Raw genomic sequence first — 15,762 nt, forward strand, 5'->3', positions numbered from 1 at the left:
TTAACTTAATACAAAATGGCTGCTCGGCTATTACATATTCAAAATTAGTCAAGTTTAATAATCTTATCAAAGCAGTATGAATCTTTGTCATAGCCATTATGCACATAGAAAGCATGGGCGTCGGTTCGCTTAAATCCGCTACATAAAATAATACTTGATATTTCCATTTCTTTAGCGTAATTTTCAGTGTATCTTAGTAGTTCTGTACCTATCCCATTATGCTGTAATTCCTTTTTAACAGCAAGCCCTTGAATATGTAGATAACCATTCGAAGACCCTACGGATAACGCCTGAACTATAGTGACAAAACCAACCACATCATTTTCAAATAATGCAACGAATGTTTTGTAATTTCCAGCCTTATTCATGTTTTCCATAGTAACTCGAAAGTTTTCAATATTAACATTGCGAACGCCAAGTACATCATTCCATAAAAAAACAACTTCAGTATAATCATTTGCTACAACTTCTCGTATTTTAATTTCCATCCCCCCCTTTATAGAAATATTCAAGCAAAGGATTCGACAATTGATGAAGCAATCCTGCCCGTAACTTTAACAAATAAAAGAGGAGCATTGTCATGGCAATGCTCCTCAGCTATCGTTTCCCGTAAGCTTTATAGATTGCCTCTTTTTCAGCCTGCAATCATTAGAATCCATTCTCTCATTAGTTTGTTGTTTTATAATATTCTGATAAAATGCCCTCTAAAACTTGCTTATAATCATTTTTATTATAAGAAGAGTTATCAACTTTTATCTTGGTAATGTTTAATCTGTTAAAAATTTCTTCTTCCAGTTCCCTTCTTGCTTTAAGAACCTGCAGTGTTCCATCTAACCCTTTATAATTTTGTTCTTTTCCATACCCTTGGTTCGTGTAATATTCAATAAATCCCTCTGACCATTCCTGAGGTCTTTCCTTTACAGCCTTTCTGAAAGAATGATCAAGATCATTCTGCTGTACATATATCAACAAGGGATTCAATCGCTCTACAATTGTTGCCAGTTCAATAACATAACTTATAACGTCTTCCTTCTTCGCACCATGTTTAATCATGCCTATAGTTACAGGGTTTTGTATAAAACAACAATCAAAAACAAAGGTGTCTGCGCCATACAAAACACGATCCGCAAACTTCTTCCATCTTTCTGTTATCAGTTTCCTATTTTGATCTAGCGGCAATTCATAAATATCATGTTTAAAAACTGCGTGATGCAATTCATCTGGAAAACTTGACCAGACTTCATTTTTTATTTTCCGATATTCCAGGAAGTAATCGTTACCTTGTTTAATCATTAGATTACTCAACAAATCTTTAAACTTTTTATGGGTATTCAATAATTCATCGCATTCGGTTTTCTTAAAGAAAGCGACTCCATCATAATCAGCAGGATGTTCCAGATTTCCTTCTAAAAAAAGCTGGGATGTAATGTTCACTTCCGTAAGAATTTCATGAACTTGCTGAGCAGTTGTTGTTTTACCAGATCCTGGAATTCCCTCAATCAAGACTAACTTCGATCGCATAACAAAGTTCCTCCACTCGCTAGTAGAAGGATAAACAGGTAGGAATCAATAGAGATGCTGTTATGCTGTTTCCCACGAATAAAAGCGGATACCATCAGGTATCCGCAGGATGGGTATATGATACACCTTTTCCTGCATACCCTATAAGATTAAAGAAAAGCATACCTAATAAATAGTGTAGTCACTATTTCAGGCATCCTTTCAAATTGTTAATCTTTACAGAGTATTCCACATGATAAGTTTATGCTCCTTTGTTTGCATCTCTATTGTTTAGATTAACAGTAAGCATAGGTAAATACAATCAGGGACTTTCTAAACAATCCTGCCTGTTAGCTTAATAAAAAGAGCAGGATACCGAAGCACCTGCTTATCAAAGTAATGTATTATTCAACTATCGTTCTCCGTTAGTTGAATCCACCCGTGGAATGTAAAACTTGGCCGGTAATCCACTCCCCATCATCGCTGGCTAAGAATGCAACCAGACGAGCTGCATCCTTAGGCAATCCTACTCTACCTGTTACAAATTGCTTAGATAACTGCTGTCGTAGGTCAGGAGTCATCCAGCCGGTGTCTGTGGGTCCAGGATTTATCGCATTTACGGTGATGCCTTTCGGTCCCACCTCTGCTGCAAAAGTTCGTGTGAAAGCATCTATTGCCCCTTTCGTTGTGGCATAAGAGATTTCACCAGCCATGGGACCTAGTGATTGGCCCGATGTCATATTAATAACTCGACCACCTGCCGATTGCGTAAACCGTCTAGCGAATTCCACACTAAGCATAGTTACCGCCCTAACATTAATTGCGTAGTGTGCATCCAAAGACTCTGGGGTAATCGTGGTTAAGTCATCGTTAACCGAATAACAAGCATTGTTAACAAGAATGGAAGGTTCTCCCAGCTTCTGCTCAACGTTATTTAATAAATCCACAAAGCTTTCAGGTACAGAAAGATTCATCATTAGGTGTTCGCAACGAACGCCCATGGAACGTATTTCCTCACAAAGTTGCTTTTGCTCCTCATTATTGCTACCCCAGGGCATCTGTTGATCGTAACTAACCCAGTGTGTAAAAAATACATCAGCGCCTAGATAGGCCAACTCTTTGCACACTGCAGCACCGATTCCTGTGCTGCGACTTGCACCTGTTACTATTGCGATTCGACCTGTTAATCTGCCAAGTGTAGTATTCATGGGTCTTTTCTCTCCTTTTTATTTTGAAGTCGCATTAAACTGCGGTGACTATTGTGCAAATCTGCCCGTTACTTCAATAAAAACAGCAGGCTACCGTAGCGCCTGCTCATTAATGTGTATTATTCAACTAAAGTTCCCGTTAGCTCGATAGTCATATGTTTTAATTAGAGTCGCTGCTTATAGTTGTGAGGCTTGCCAAACACCTAACGCAGTGACGTCCCGACGGGCTTAGGGGGCTGGATGTGGTCACTCGCTTCCCAGAGTGACCCGGAGCGTCAATATGGTGTTAGCCGAAGGAAGTTCTGGAAGCAGCCATTGCATTTAAGACGTTCTCAAAATAGCTACATACTTCATCTGCAATTCCCAGAAACTCTTCAACAAGTACATTACTATCCAAGTAACAAGCATACAGATAATCAACTAAAGCGGAGTCAATCTCACAATAGTTTAATAGGGCATTCTTCATCTTAATAATGTCATCTTGCCATACACCTGTATCTTAAAAAACAAAGAGTATAATGCACGAATTAATCTCTTAGAGTAACCTTTAATATATCTAGTTTTCATTGTGTTATCACTAGCATTAGAAAGTAAACTATGTATACGATCTATTTCCTCCTTGGTCTCTGTATTTAAGTCTAAAATGAACTCTGGAGAAATAATTATCGGTGGTACTTTTTCACCAACGTCATGACCATATATGCAAACACAAATTATCTTTACCCAAAAACCCCACTCATTTGGTTTACTTAATACATCGTCAATCGAGCAAATTATCGTATCAATCTTAGTTACTATTGGATATTCTTCCAAAAGCCTGTCTTTAATATTTGACAATCTTTCGTAATCAATATCTTTGGGATTTACACATACAATAGTAAAGTCTGCATCTGACTTAAAAGGTTTAGCAGTTCCTTTTGGAATCGAGCCACACATATAAATGCTATGAATCTTACCTTTGAATTCGGTAAGTATATTATCTATATACTTATCAACAAAATCCTTATATTCACTTTGTATTTCAATTCTATTTATAACTTTTTCTAATATCATATAGACTCCTCCTAAACTAAGAACTTCTTTCGGCTAACGCCTTTTTGCGAACTTCGTAAATTCGTCATGACTTAAGTTATTCGCGAAATCATTCAACTATCCTGCCCGTTAGCTTTAATGAAAAAGCAGCCGGTTGTTTGAGCGGCTGCTTACATGTTTTTATTAAATTAACGTTTCCAGTTAGTTCAATAAATCTTAACCTCAATCCGCGTGGCTCAACTTACCCGTTAGTTCAATAGAATCAACAGTTTCAGTCCGATGGTATCCTCTTGTCTATGATTCAAGCCACCACTAAAATACTTATAAATCCCACTATAGCCAAACGGCCAAAGCGGATATAATCTTACTCTAAATTACTGGAGGTAGCGCTCCGTACTCTGCCCACTGCTCTTTTGTCGGGCCGTAAAGATCCGGCACACGAAGGCCTGCCTGACGCATCAGGACTGTCATCTGACCACGATGATGAATCTCATGCTTTACGAGAATATCCAGCATTAAGCCGTTTGGCCATTGATCACCATACATATCGCTCATGATAAGCAGATTCTCATCTTTCCAACTGGACTGTATAGCATCAAGGAGCGCTTGTGAGGTCCTCTTATAGACTGACGCGATGTCTGCTGCCGAAGCTGGCACCGGCATATCTTCGCCCGGTCCTTCGAAAGACAGTCCCGTCCGAGATGGCATTTCGTGCAACGTCTGTACAAGGTGCCATGCAACACGTCCAAGCGTTCTATGATCGCTTGTTATCTGTTGGCCAAGAGACTCGTCGGTCAGCATCTCCAGTGTCCGCATTGTTGCTTCCGTTTCATTCTGCCAAGTTGCGGCAAAATCTTTAATGTGTTTATACATATCCAACATCTCCTTTTTGTAATGGAATCAAGTTTATTGTATCGAACATTAGTTCGCAAGTAAATATTTACATTTACTTAAACTACCCCCGTTAACCAAACGAAACTGCCGAAAATCATTGCGCTAATCCCGAAATGTAATTAACTACGTATGGTTAATACTTTGGATGATTTTGTTTACGCTAGCCTGCCTGTTAGCTTAATAAAAAGAGCAGAATACCGAAGCACCTGCTTATCAATGTAATGTATTATTCAACTATCGTTTCCCGATAGTTGAATGCTCAAAAAAAGGGTTCTTTTTCAAATAAAAGACGGTCAATTTCTCGCTGGTTCAGTTTCTCCTTTAGCTCAGGTAAAGTGACATCGCGGAATTGTTTTTGTTCCTCTTGTTGTCTCATACCAGCGTATAGGTGGCTTTTGTATAGCTAAAACCAAGCCGTTCAGCATTCTAGGGATTCCTTTTAGGGTATATTTCTCGCCGAACTCGCGAAGGACCCATGCACGAACGTCCAAGTGCATTTCGCTTCGAATCTAGCATCCACCGTTCTTTGCTTGGCAATGGTCTCCTTCAGCCGTTCTTCTTGTTCGTCAAAAAGTTTTCGGATTCCTCCAGGTTACACACCAAATTCAAGGCCTGAAGTCCCAGCTTGCGTTAAGCGTTCCAAATACCCGCTGAGGGCAGGAAATAATTTGTCCAAAATGTCTACAATTTCGGTTAACGCAGGTCTTTCCAAATGCCACCGGAAATACATAGAGAAGAATTGGAGATTTAATGCATAAGGAAATTAATATTATCGTAAAATGATGTTCACATGTACTTTAAAAGGTATTATTATAAAATTAGGAAAATAGAACATTTTATAGTGGGATCTTTTCCTTTACGAACCTTATCGATTCGTTCAACATTTTTGTGAATATAATGTTTTAAAGTAGGACATATTTACTGGTAAAGAAAGGTTGGGGATAGTATGTTTAAAAAAATAGGCTTAATAGCCTTTGCAGTGACTATTATTTCAGGAGTGGTGTTAATATCCAATTCAAAAGCAGACACCTATCCAGAAATGGTAACCGTAAATAAGACAGATGAACATCCTGTTAACACTAATTTTTCAACAAATAACGTGGAATCCGTAGAATCTGTAAAAGAATCCGTAGAATCAAAAATCGCAAAAGGGTATTATAGTCAACTATATACACCTCAAGGCATGTTCTTGCGAGCAGATAAACAAAGTATCTTTAAGGAATCGGAGATAGCAAGAAATTTAGATCAAATCGGACCTAATACGAATCAACTAATTTTTGAAGGCAAGTTTTTTTTAAAAGTAGATGAATCAACATTTTCGAAATTTTATCCCAATTCGTTACTCATAAATGAAACAAATGAAAACCCGACTGATGCTCATATTCCAACAAGTTCATCAAAATAGCAAGTCATAAAGAAGGAGCCGTTGTTTTTCGACAATGGCTCCTTCTTCGCTTTCATGTTTTACTTAATTATTGATAGATCCATAACCACTAACATCCGTATTCCCAATATTTTATATTTGCGTCTCTCTTCCCTTATAAAATATTTTCAAGTTCAATATATATAGCTATATTTAAAAGCTCCGTTTCAGTCACGTCCATATCTATTTTCCTACGTTAATCTGCCCGTTAGCTTAACGGAACTTCGATATTATTGTTATTATCTGATTTAGGATGAAGACGATTTTCTATTACAAAAAAATGATTGAAAATACCTACTACTCGTATTTTATTATCTGCCTCTCCAAAAATTTTTGTTTCTGCTGTCATAAAAATAATCTGATGTGTGAGACTTGATGATTTCAAGTCATTAATAGTATGAAAGCAATTTGAGCTTTCGGAACTGTCACATTTAAGACCATGAACCTTATGGAGGTAATTATCATAATATTGACTACTTGGTTTTGTATAAGCCATCACAAATAATAATATGGAAACGATTAGAAAAGCATATTTCTTCTTGATAAAGGCACCTCATCTCTTATGGATAATCGTACCATATAATACCGCATTTAACTGCCGAATAGTGCTTTTGAATACACTTATATCCACGTTTGAAACGATTTATTGACCATCTTAACATTGTTCATTTTTGCCCAACTCTTTAAATCCGAGATACCTCTATCTTCATCCTTTAAATACCTAAATGCCATATCCAATGGGACGATCTTCCTCCTGTAAGGTAATATCCCAATAACAGGTTTAAAGTACCCCCTGGTCATTATCACTTTAATATCCTTTGAATTAATAATATTTCCATTTAATAAAATTTGCTCATTGGATAGGCATAACTCCGTTGGTTTCTTAAAAAATGTTCTGTACAATGCGAGTAACAATAAAACTAAACACAAAAGAACCACAGTTAACGAAGCGTAGAATACCCCCCTCTGATTCCATAATCTCAATACAAGAATAGATTGACTCGATATAATAGCAATCATGCCTATAATAGTTCCAATTCTTGATGGATTCTTAACTGGATATTTTATTTCCGTCAACATGGCTCCCCCCTGTTCAAATCCCATACCTTAGAATACCACATATTGGAAGTATCCTGCCCGTTAGTTGAACATAGGCAGCCGATCCATTGACCGACTGCCTGTGTGTCGTTATTGAGTTATCGTTTCACGTTAGCGTAAAGTTAAGGTAATGAATCGACATGTGATTCGACTTCAAAAATAAATTCTTCGAGGTTATCGCAGTCAAACCAACCACTTTTTTCATTAATTTCATATAGCCCTTGAAAACCAGGATAGGCAATTAATTCTATCCACCCGGCTCTCGAAATCATCAGCAGTTCGATCCATTTCTTATTTAATAGCCATAGTAGTTTTAGTCCTACTGCTCATTTTTTTAAATAGTAAGATGGCAAGAAGTAAAGCTATGCATACAGCGGCAAAACCCAGCCAATTCAAATATAGGACAGATGTACGACTGATAACTAACCCGCCTAATCCAGATCCCAGTGCAAAGCCAAATTGGATGAACGAAGTATTTACACTAAGAGCAATGTCCGGATTTCTAGGCGCCAGAGTAACCAGATATAGTTGCTGGGCCGGGGAAATACTCCACGTTGCTAACATAAAAATCATTAATACCAAGATTAATACCAAGAGATTCACTCCGGCTAGAGCGAATAAAAGCAAAGTCGCCCCTTGTAACAGGAGCCCGAGACAAATGGTAAATTCCGATCCTTTTGCATCTGCCAATTGTCCGCCTAATCTGGATCCGACAAAGCTGCAAATGCCCGCCAAGAACAGAACACCGCTGATTTCGGTCATGGAAAGAGAGGAGGTTGCTTGCAAGAAAGGCGTAATATAAGTAAACAGTGTAGAATAGCCGCTGACATAAAATAACGTAATAACCAAGGCCATCAGAATAGTTGGATTTTTTAAAATAGAGAGCTGCATTCTGAGAGTAACCTTTTCCTCTTCTTTGATTGCCGGAACCTTTTTATAGATGATAAGTAATGGAAGAATACTTAATAATCCTATTAAAACAAATAGCACTCTCCATCCAAACATCTCACTAAAAAATGTGCCCACAGGAACACCAAGCACTAGCGAACTGCTAAGCCCCATCAAAATGATGCCGATGGCATTGCCCCTTTTTTCTTTTTCAACAAGACGTGTCGCTATTGCCATGGCCACAACGGTAGCAATTCCTCCGCTAGCCCCTTGGATAATACGTAACCATAGTACTGTTTCATAAGCAAGATCTACAAACATAAGTCCGTTGCTGGCAATAAACACACCTAAGGTGGTCATTAGTAGTTTTTTGCGATCTGCATTGATCGTTAATGCAATCAAAACCGGAGCGACAATGGCTGCGGAGAGGGCAAACACAGTCACCAATAATCCAACTTCTGAAGTAGATACTCCCAAGTCCACAGCGATCATCTCAATAACTCCCGTAATAATATATTCAATGGTTCCAATCAGAAAAACAGCCAGTGCCAGAACATAAATGATCCGTTTATTTTTCAATTTCCCCCACTCCACCTTCTTCAGTTATCTATTTATAATGGGAATTTGTATTTCTATGAATTGTGCATCTCGTTCTGGAGATAACGGTAAATATAACTCCCTGCCCGGTTCGTTCTCCTTGATCTGATAGTTGTTTTTCTCAATCCATTTAGCTAAATGAACACAGGCCGCACAATCAAAATTAGTATTTGAATGAAAAGCCATTGTGGCCATCATCGGTTCAGGAGGAAGAGTCCGTAGCTGAAACGGTTCTGGGAATGATCGCAGCTCACAGGTTAAAAAATACCCGACTTCAAACTCAAACTCATCCTCTTTTCCTTCGACTTCTTTCCACAAAACAACCTGAGGACCTTGAATTAATTGACGATTTTCCGTCGTTATAAACTGATCAAATTGACGAAGCAAATCCGGAATGTCCTCTTCTTTCCCGCATGCTTTCTGATAAAGAAACAATTGAGCAGCCTCTGCCTTGACTCTGATTTCTTGACCCGTTTCGAATTGCCCCTCTTTTTCTATAAGCTGCATACGCTCCTCAATCCTGACGAGTTTAGCTTGTTCCGTATCGATGATATGCTGGATTTCGCTTCTTTTCAGCTTAAACATGCCTTGAATATTTTCTAATGAAATATTTTCCTGAAGCAGCTGTTTAATTTGGGGCAATGTAAAACCCAATTCCTTATAGATTAAAATTCGGTTGAGCTCTAGAAGCTGATCTGCGGAATAGTAACGGTAGCACGTATCCTGATCCACTTTTTTCGGCCTAAGTATGCCAATCTGGTCGTAATAACGCAGTGTTTTTAAGGACACCTTGCTTAGCCTAGAAAATGCACTGATTTTGAACAAAATATCATCTCCAATCTATAACATAATGTGAGTATACAGCTTCCCGTGCAGGGGAAAGTCAAGGATGCCTTTATTTATTTAAGAAATTACTCTTAGATGAACAAAAGCAGCTGATCGTGTTGATCGGCTGCCTTCTTGTTTATATTATGCTTCTTTCCAATGTTTAATTGGTGCGTAATAAGCCAATAAACGTTTTCACCTTTGCCCATCCTTAAATTATCGCACGGAGTAGCTAGGTTGGGCTATAGGTAGCTAATTCCGCGCACGGTGTAGATAGCTTGAGCTATAGACGGCTAGTTTAAGCACTGGGTAGCACGTTTAGGAGCAAATTTGGCAGGCGGCGTTCTTTTCACCAACTGTTCGGACTCAGTTGCTCTTATTTCCATAATTCAGCTCGTTTTGCCACACTATCGGACTCAGTTGCAGCTATTCGCTCAAATGTACTTCTTTTCTGCGCAAATCAAGGGCAATAAGAGCTATACAGTCCGAAACCTTCGCAATATGAACTCATATGCTGGAATAGCTGCAATACGGTCCGATACGATCAAGATCGCGCAAAGGGCAGCTAGTTTCGAGACATAGGCGGTTAGTTTGAGCAACCGGTAACAAATTCTGCGCACGGTGCAGCTAGGTTGGGCTATAGGTAGCTAATTCCGCGCACGGTGTAGATAGCTTGAGCTATAGACGGCTAGTTTAAGCACTGGGTAGCACGTTTAGGAGCAAATTTGGCAGGCGGCGTTCTTTTCACCAACTGTTCAGACTCAGTTGCTCTTATTTCCATAATCCAGCTCGTTTTGCCACACTATCGGACTCAGTTGCAGCTATTCGCTCAAATGAACTTCTTTTCTGCGCAAATCAAGGGCAATAAGAGCTATACAGTCCGAAACCTTCGCAATATGAACCCATATGCTGGAATAGCTGCAATACGGTCCGATACGATCAAGATCGAGCAAAAAGCAGCCGACCACGCAGCTGCCTGATCGTGATTCTTGAGCCATCGTTTCCCGTTAATTAAACAAACTACTCCCAGTAAGGAGTCCCACTGAAGAGAAATTCTTCTTTATTTACATATAACTTAAATTCCCGACTTGCTAATTTACTAATATGACTGGGCAACCACTCATTAGAATCAGGCAACCCAAGCCAAAAATTCATTGTTTCGAGTTGGGCCGCCACAAAGAAGCCTTCTAACTGTTGAACATAGTTATGAGGCAGGTCGAATTGTTTTGCGTATGATTCTAGCAACTGGCTTCTGAAAACTGGATGGATATAAGAAAGTGTCCAACCTAAATCGAATAAATAATATCCGAACCCGCAAGCTCCAAAATCAATGGCTCTAGCTTCTTGTTTATGAAACACATAATTACTTGGAATCAAGTCTGCGTGAATTACCCCCCAGTTGCTAGGTGTTCTTTCTATATCGTTCATCATTAAAATTGCACGCTCTCCTGCCAATTGCAGAATTGCCACATCATTTTTATTGAGCTCACCACCGTCAGCAAGCTGTTTGAGCTTTTCTAATGATTGTGAAATTCTAGTATTATCAAAGGATGGTCTAGTAAATGATTGCGGAACCTTCCAAATAGATGATTGTTTATGAAGCTTTCCGATCAATTTGCCTACGTACTCGGCATCATTGACTGTTGGAACAAATTGTTTTTGCTCACCCTCTACCCATTTTACCAATGTACAGTTCATGTCAGCTATCTTAGTAACATATTCACCAATGTTATTTTTTATAGGTGACGGTAACACCAAATCAGTATCATTTATTAATGATTCCAGCCAAATCATTTCTGAATGAATGACTTTTTCCTCAGACCAAATCCTTTCCATCGAATCATTTTTTGATAGATGTATCCGCAAACTATAGCAGTTACTTTCTTCATCTGTCACTTTATAGATAGTGTTTGCATTTTGACCAATATGATCTATTGATTGATAAGTAATTGAATAACAAGTTAATGCTTCTATTGCAACATCATGAGTATTTAACATGTTTTCCTCACTCCCCCTGAAACAACCGAATAAGGACATCGTACCATGACTTTTTCTAATAGTTCGGGAGAGAACTCTTATATTTATATTTTATCCACCACTTAGTTTATTAAGGTAACTTGCCCGTTAGTTGAATAAAGGCAGCCGATCACATTTACTGACGGGCTGCCTTTATCGTGTTTATTGAACTAGCGTATGATGTTAGCTTAACGCCATTGCCTATGCATCACCAATCTCCGATATACGTGTCTACTTTACTTTATTTAATAAGTTTGTCACCATTCTGCTCAATGTCCCTTGATCGACGAAAGGAGCAAGGCTTGCCAGCAGATCTGGGCTAAGATGTTCAGCTTCGACTCCACTAATTAACTTCTCGAGATTTTCCCTGTCCAGAAAAGGTACGAGGCTAATGATCCGGTTCGCATCAATAGTGCCATCTGCAACCCGGTCTACCAAGCGGCTTAACGTTTCTCTGCTAATAAAGGGTGCCAACCCTTGAACGGAATTCCAGCTCAAGCTACCCTCTTCTGCTTGTTGTACCAACCGATCTACATGTTCTTTTTCAAGAAATGGGGCAATTCCAACAAGATTGTGCACTTCTAAGGAACCGTCAATTGATTTATCTACCAGTCGGCTTAATGTGTCGCTGCTGACGAACGGAGCGAGTCCAGTAATGGTATTCCACACAATTTCGCCCTCTTCTGCCTGACGAACCAGTTCATCCAATGTATCTGTTCCAAGGAACGGAGCCAGCCGCATGATCACGTCTAACTTAAGGACGCTGCTGTCTAATCGTTCTGTAACCTTATGCAGAGCACTCGCTTTTACAAACGGCGCTACTTCTACAAGTTCTTCCACCTCCACCTCACCGGTATTGACCATCTCTGCAACTTGGTCCGGCCTGTTCTCTGCGATCTCCTCAACGATCGTTCCTAGGTGCGGGTGCTCCCGATTTTCTGCGTTGTCTCCTGCATTTAAAATGTCGTCTACCGTTTTGCCGAATAACCTCGCAAACTGCGGAAGCGTTCCGATATCCGGTAGCGAGTCGCCCCGTTCCCATTTCGATACCGCTTGATGACTTACATTCAGTTGGTCGGCAAGTTCTAATTGGGTCAAATCCTGGTCTTTGCGAAGCTTTGAAATATAAGCTCCAATTTTACGCAAGTCGAGCATTGTATACCTCCAATAAAACAAAATGTACAGTGCGCACTGTCGAAAACAGCATAGCATTTCCTCAAACGCAATCCTATCAAGCGGTGGTTGAATTTTCACAGGCGCTTTATTCAACTGCCGGTAGAATTGTCCACTTTTGTCACTTTCATTTATAGGTTTTTTTCTACAAATCATTTCCATTATCCTACCCGCTAGTTGAATTATACCCAGGCCTTTGGTCAGTACCGAAGTCTTAAATACGTTGCTCTCTCGTCCAATTAATGCAGAAACCCTGAGGCTCATCAGCGCTCATCGTTTATACATAATATAATCATCACTCTAACTCATCGCTGTTAACAACACGGCAATCGTATTAAACACACCGTGAACGATCATACCAGGCACGACCGATCCCGTACGTTCATAGGTCCATGCAAGGACAACTCCACTAATAAAATTCACGGGCATGGCATTCATAGTGGGAAAATGTGCAAGCGTAAAGATTAGCGAACTAATCACAATCGCCCAGCTCATACTAACACGAGTCCGTAACCAACGATATATAAATCCACGGTAAAATATCTCCTCATAAAATGGTGATACGATCCCTGCCGACACAATACCAATAATCATAGTAAATAGAGTGACATTTTGCTTCAGACTCTCTGTTTTGCTATTGTCCACCGTATTCCCAAGAAAACTCGTGAGATAGAGAGTCGCCATACTCAATACGATAAGAATAAGTGTCCACAGCGCAATTCTCCACCAATCTTTCGCAGAAAATCTCTTTACTCCTACCTCAGTCCAAGGCATTTTCTTCGGTCGTAAAGCAATAAAATATAACCCTAACAAAAGTACAATTGCTATGGTAAGCCCTGTAAGAGTTCCTGAATAAAGAGTATTCCCCAGCCATTGCTCATACATTGACTGTACCGCATATTTGATAACGAATATAACAAATACAAACTCAAGCGCAAGTAAAGCAATAAACTCACGCCATGTCCACTGATCCATCTTCTTCCACATTTCTGTGCTGGTCATCCTTAATCCCTCAATCCTCTGTGATATAATTTAATGATAATAGGTGACGTTCCGTCACCTGCAAGCATTATTTTTGGGAGGAAAAAGAACCATGAATAGATGGACAACAGGACAAATATCCAAACAGCGGAACATTTCGGTTCGAACCCTACGTTATTACGATCAGATCGGTCTACTTACACCGAGTTATAAGGAAGATAACGGCCGCCGTTATTATTCAGAAGAAGATTTATTCACTCTCGAAAAGATAACGTTGCTTAAATCACTATCACTACCGCTTGAAGACATTCAAAATGTAATGGACAAGCTATCCTTTCGTCATATTCTAATCGCACATCATAATCATCTTCAGGAGCAGCTTGCTTCTCTTCAGGGCAGTATTGCAAATACTACTTCTTTGATCAACATGATTGATCTAGAAGGTACACTCTCCTGGGATCGGGTTTCTCATCTGGTCCAGAACGTACAACCCATTTCTAAACAATGGATCGATTACTTCAACGATGACGAAAGTACCTTTCTACAAAATGCACTACCCAATCTCAGCAGTAATGACCAGACCACTCAGCAATATGCCTCTTTGCTGCGCCGGATTGAGTGGTGCATACAACAATCTGTTCCACCTGAATCTGATGAAGGTTATTCCATTGCCTGTGAGTTAATAAAGCTATCACACGAAACCTTTAATGGAGACGAGGAATTGATGGAGAAGTTTTGGGAAGTGAGGAAGCTCCCTACATCAGAGTCAGGACTATATCCCGTTTCCGACGAAGCGCTGAACTTTGTGGAGCTTAGCATTGCTCACGCTCTAGAAAAAGAGACGGAACAGAAATAGGAGATTTCATCATATTGATAGATTTCTTTATACACCAGGTTGCGGTTTATCATAACTCGCTGGAGAACTTTTTTTTATTTCCTATAGCCATTTGAACGATAATCTGAAGCACGATGATTACAGCCAATCCATAAAATGCTTGAACGAAGCTGCCTGTTGCATCGTGCAGCCAGCCAATGACTAGCGGCCCAAGCGCTCCGAGAATGTAGCCACCAGATTGGGTCATTGCGGACCAGCTACTGGCTTCTTGAGCACTGCTTGTTTCATCAATGGGCAACATCAGTGCAATCGGGAACAGCCCACCCGCTCCAATACCGAGCGGAATCGCCGCGAGCCAGGGGCTAACGGTTAGGTTCAGCATCAGGACACCCATCAACTCCAATAATGCACACCCGACAAGCCAGAATACACGTCTTTGGTAACGATGTACAAGCATGGGAATGAACAACGTAGAGGGCAGTGATATCAATGTAAATAAAGTTTGGATTTTGCCGGCCGTCTCTTGACTATACCCCTGGCTTTGGATTGCTGGTGCAAGCCAAGCGGTCAATGAATAGAAGATCGCTGCCATCAGCCCGAAGAATAATGTCAGCACCCAGGCACGTTTGTTGTTCACCGGAAGTGGTGCATTAAGTACACTGGAGATTTTACCGGATTGTCGATCTGCGTGCGCAGACCAGGCTAATCTCAACCATATCGGCAATGCAATGGCTGCGAGTAATGCCCATACAGCCAACGAGCCTCTCCACGAACCACCCAGCGTATGCTGTAGCGGAACCGATAGTCCCACACTAATGCTGGCCCCCATCACCATCGCTGTAGAGTAAATACCCACCATGGATGCCACTCGGTCAGGGAAGTACTGCTTAATGAAGCTGGACAACAGCGGCCCTGCCAATGCAATCCCTACACCGGACAGAAAAGAAGTGAACATCATCAAAGGAGTTGTACCAACAAACCATCGTAATCCCGTACCTAACCCAATGAGGATTAAAGCCAGAACAATTGCACCCTCATTTCCCCACCTTCTGCTTAATCGTACGGAAACGGAGCAAATATACCCATACATAATACCGGAAGTGTGGTTAACAGACTGGCGGTAATCCCGCTTATACCCAGATCATTCTGAATGGTGCTCATTAGAGGAGAAATGGATGTAATGGGTGGCCGTAAATTCAGTGAAGCCAGAATAAGCGCCAAGACGATATAAAAAAGTTTCATTATGAATCACCTCATGGTAGTAGTATCGATGCATTCACCCATGATCCTAT

16 protein-coding genes and 1 pseudogene are annotated in these 15,762 nt (G+C 40.2%); 2 read left to right on the forward strand and 15 right to left on the reverse strand.

Annotated features, from left to right (window positions below; translation table 11 throughout):
* Positions 1-44 precede the first annotated feature (44 nt).
* The 5 genes and pseudogenes from PODO_RS21615 to PODO_RS21635 form a co-directional block, all read right to left on the reverse strand.
* Positions 45-488: a GNAT family N-acetyltransferase gene (locus tag PODO_RS21615; protein ID WP_038572621.1), complete on the reverse strand. Its 444-nt coding sequence runs from the start codon at positions 486-488 to the stop codon at positions 45-47.
* A gap of 178 nt (positions 489-666) precedes the next feature.
* Positions 667-1,521, reverse strand: a complete 855-nt coding sequence (locus PODO_RS21620; protein WP_038572623.1) for a P-loop NTPase family protein — start codon at positions 1,519-1,521, stop codon at positions 667-669.
* A gap of 404 nt (positions 1,522-1,925) precedes the next feature.
* Complete coding sequence (locus PODO_RS21625; RefSeq protein WP_038572625.1) at positions 1,926-2,708, reverse strand: SDR family oxidoreductase; 783 nt, start codon at positions 2,706-2,708, stop codon at positions 1,926-1,928.
* 286 nt (positions 2,709-2,994) lie between these two features.
* Positions 2,995-3,761 (reverse strand): annotated as a pseudogene (locus PODO_RS21630) (nucleotidyltransferase domain-containing protein).
* A 348-nt stretch (positions 3,762-4,109) separates the two neighbouring features.
* On the reverse strand, positions 4,110-4,613 hold the full coding sequence (locus PODO_RS21635; protein WP_036683089.1) for a DinB family protein: 504 nt from the start codon (positions 4,611-4,613) through the stop codon (positions 4,110-4,112).
* Positions 4,614-5,580: 967 nt separating this feature from the next.
* Here PODO_RS21635 and PODO_RS21640 point away from each other — a divergent pair.
* Positions 5,581-6,039: a hypothetical protein gene (locus PODO_RS21640; RefSeq protein WP_036683092.1), complete on the forward strand. Its 459-nt coding sequence runs from the start codon at positions 5,581-5,583 to the stop codon at positions 6,037-6,039.
* Between the two features lie 226 nt (positions 6,040-6,265).
* On the opposite strand, the gene PODO_RS31240 is transcribed toward PODO_RS21640, so the two are convergent.
* From PODO_RS31240 to PODO_RS21680, 8 genes are all read right to left on the reverse strand, one after another.
* Positions 6,266-6,406 (reverse strand): hypothetical protein, encoded by a 141-nt coding sequence (locus PODO_RS31240; protein ID WP_155288165.1) that lies wholly within the window; start codon positions 6,404-6,406, stop codon positions 6,266-6,268.
* 272 nt (positions 6,407-6,678) lie between these two features.
* Positions 6,679-7,137, reverse strand: a complete 459-nt coding sequence (locus PODO_RS21645) for a hypothetical protein (protein ID WP_038572627.1) — start codon at positions 7,135-7,137, stop codon at positions 6,679-6,681.
* A gap of 309 nt (positions 7,138-7,446) precedes the next feature.
* Complete coding sequence (locus tag PODO_RS21650; RefSeq protein ID WP_038572629.1) at positions 7,447-8,622, reverse strand: MFS transporter; 1,176 nt, start codon at positions 8,620-8,622, stop codon at positions 7,447-7,449.
* Between the two features lie 24 nt (positions 8,623-8,646).
* Positions 8,647-9,465 (reverse strand): MerR family transcriptional regulator, encoded by an 819-nt coding sequence (locus PODO_RS21655; RefSeq protein ID WP_038572631.1) that lies wholly within the window; start codon positions 9,463-9,465, stop codon positions 8,647-8,649.
* Positions 9,466-10,286: 821 nt separating this feature from the next.
* Complete coding sequence (locus PODO_RS31245; RefSeq protein ID WP_155288166.1) at positions 10,287-10,463, reverse strand: hypothetical protein; 177 nt, start codon at positions 10,461-10,463, stop codon at positions 10,287-10,289.
* A 22-nt stretch (positions 10,464-10,485) separates the two neighbouring features.
* Positions 10,486-11,463 carry a phosphotransferase enzyme family protein gene (locus PODO_RS21670; RefSeq protein WP_038572637.1) on the reverse strand — a complete coding sequence of 326 codons (978 nt, stop codon included), beginning with the start codon at positions 11,461-11,463 and terminating at the stop codon, positions 10,486-10,488.
* Positions 11,464-11,712: 249 nt separating this feature from the next.
* Positions 11,713-12,636, reverse strand: a complete 924-nt coding sequence (locus PODO_RS30150; RefSeq protein ID WP_051491268.1) for a helix-turn-helix transcriptional regulator — start codon at positions 12,634-12,636, stop codon at positions 11,713-11,715.
* A gap of 318 nt (positions 12,637-12,954) precedes the next feature.
* The gene (locus tag PODO_RS21680; protein WP_038572639.1) at positions 12,955-13,656 is read right to left on the reverse strand and encodes a CPBP family intramembrane glutamic endopeptidase; all 702 of its coding nucleotides are present in this window, start codon (positions 13,654-13,656) and stop codon (positions 12,955-12,957) included.
* Positions 13,657-13,747: 91 nt separating this feature from the next.
* On the opposite strand from PODO_RS21680, the gene PODO_RS21685 reads away from it, so the two are divergent.
* Complete coding sequence (locus tag PODO_RS21685; RefSeq protein WP_038572641.1) at positions 13,748-14,491, forward strand: MerR family transcriptional regulator; 744 nt, start codon at positions 13,748-13,750, stop codon at positions 14,489-14,491.
* Positions 14,492-14,540: 49 nt separating this feature from the next.
* Here the strand turns inward: PODO_RS21685 and PODO_RS21690 are convergent, their stop codons facing one another.
* Both PODO_RS21690 and PODO_RS31995 read right to left on the reverse strand, forming a co-directional pair.
* Complete coding sequence (locus PODO_RS21690; RefSeq protein ID WP_244886368.1) at positions 14,541-15,560, reverse strand: MFS transporter; 1,020 nt, start codon at positions 15,558-15,560, stop codon at positions 14,541-14,543.
* Positions 15,524-15,712, reverse strand: coding sequence for a hypothetical protein (locus tag PODO_RS31995; RefSeq protein ID WP_244886369.1), 189 nt, complete (start codon positions 15,710-15,712; stop codon positions 15,524-15,526). The genes PODO_RS21690 and PODO_RS31995 overlap by 37 nt, the downstream gene beginning before the upstream one ends.
* Positions 15,713-15,762 lie beyond the last annotated feature (50 nt).

The sequence above is a fragment of the Paenibacillus odorifer genome, assembly GCF_000758725.1.
Taxonomy (GTDB): domain Bacteria; phylum Bacillota; class Bacilli; order Paenibacillales; family Paenibacillaceae; genus Paenibacillus_AQ; species Paenibacillus_AQ odorifer.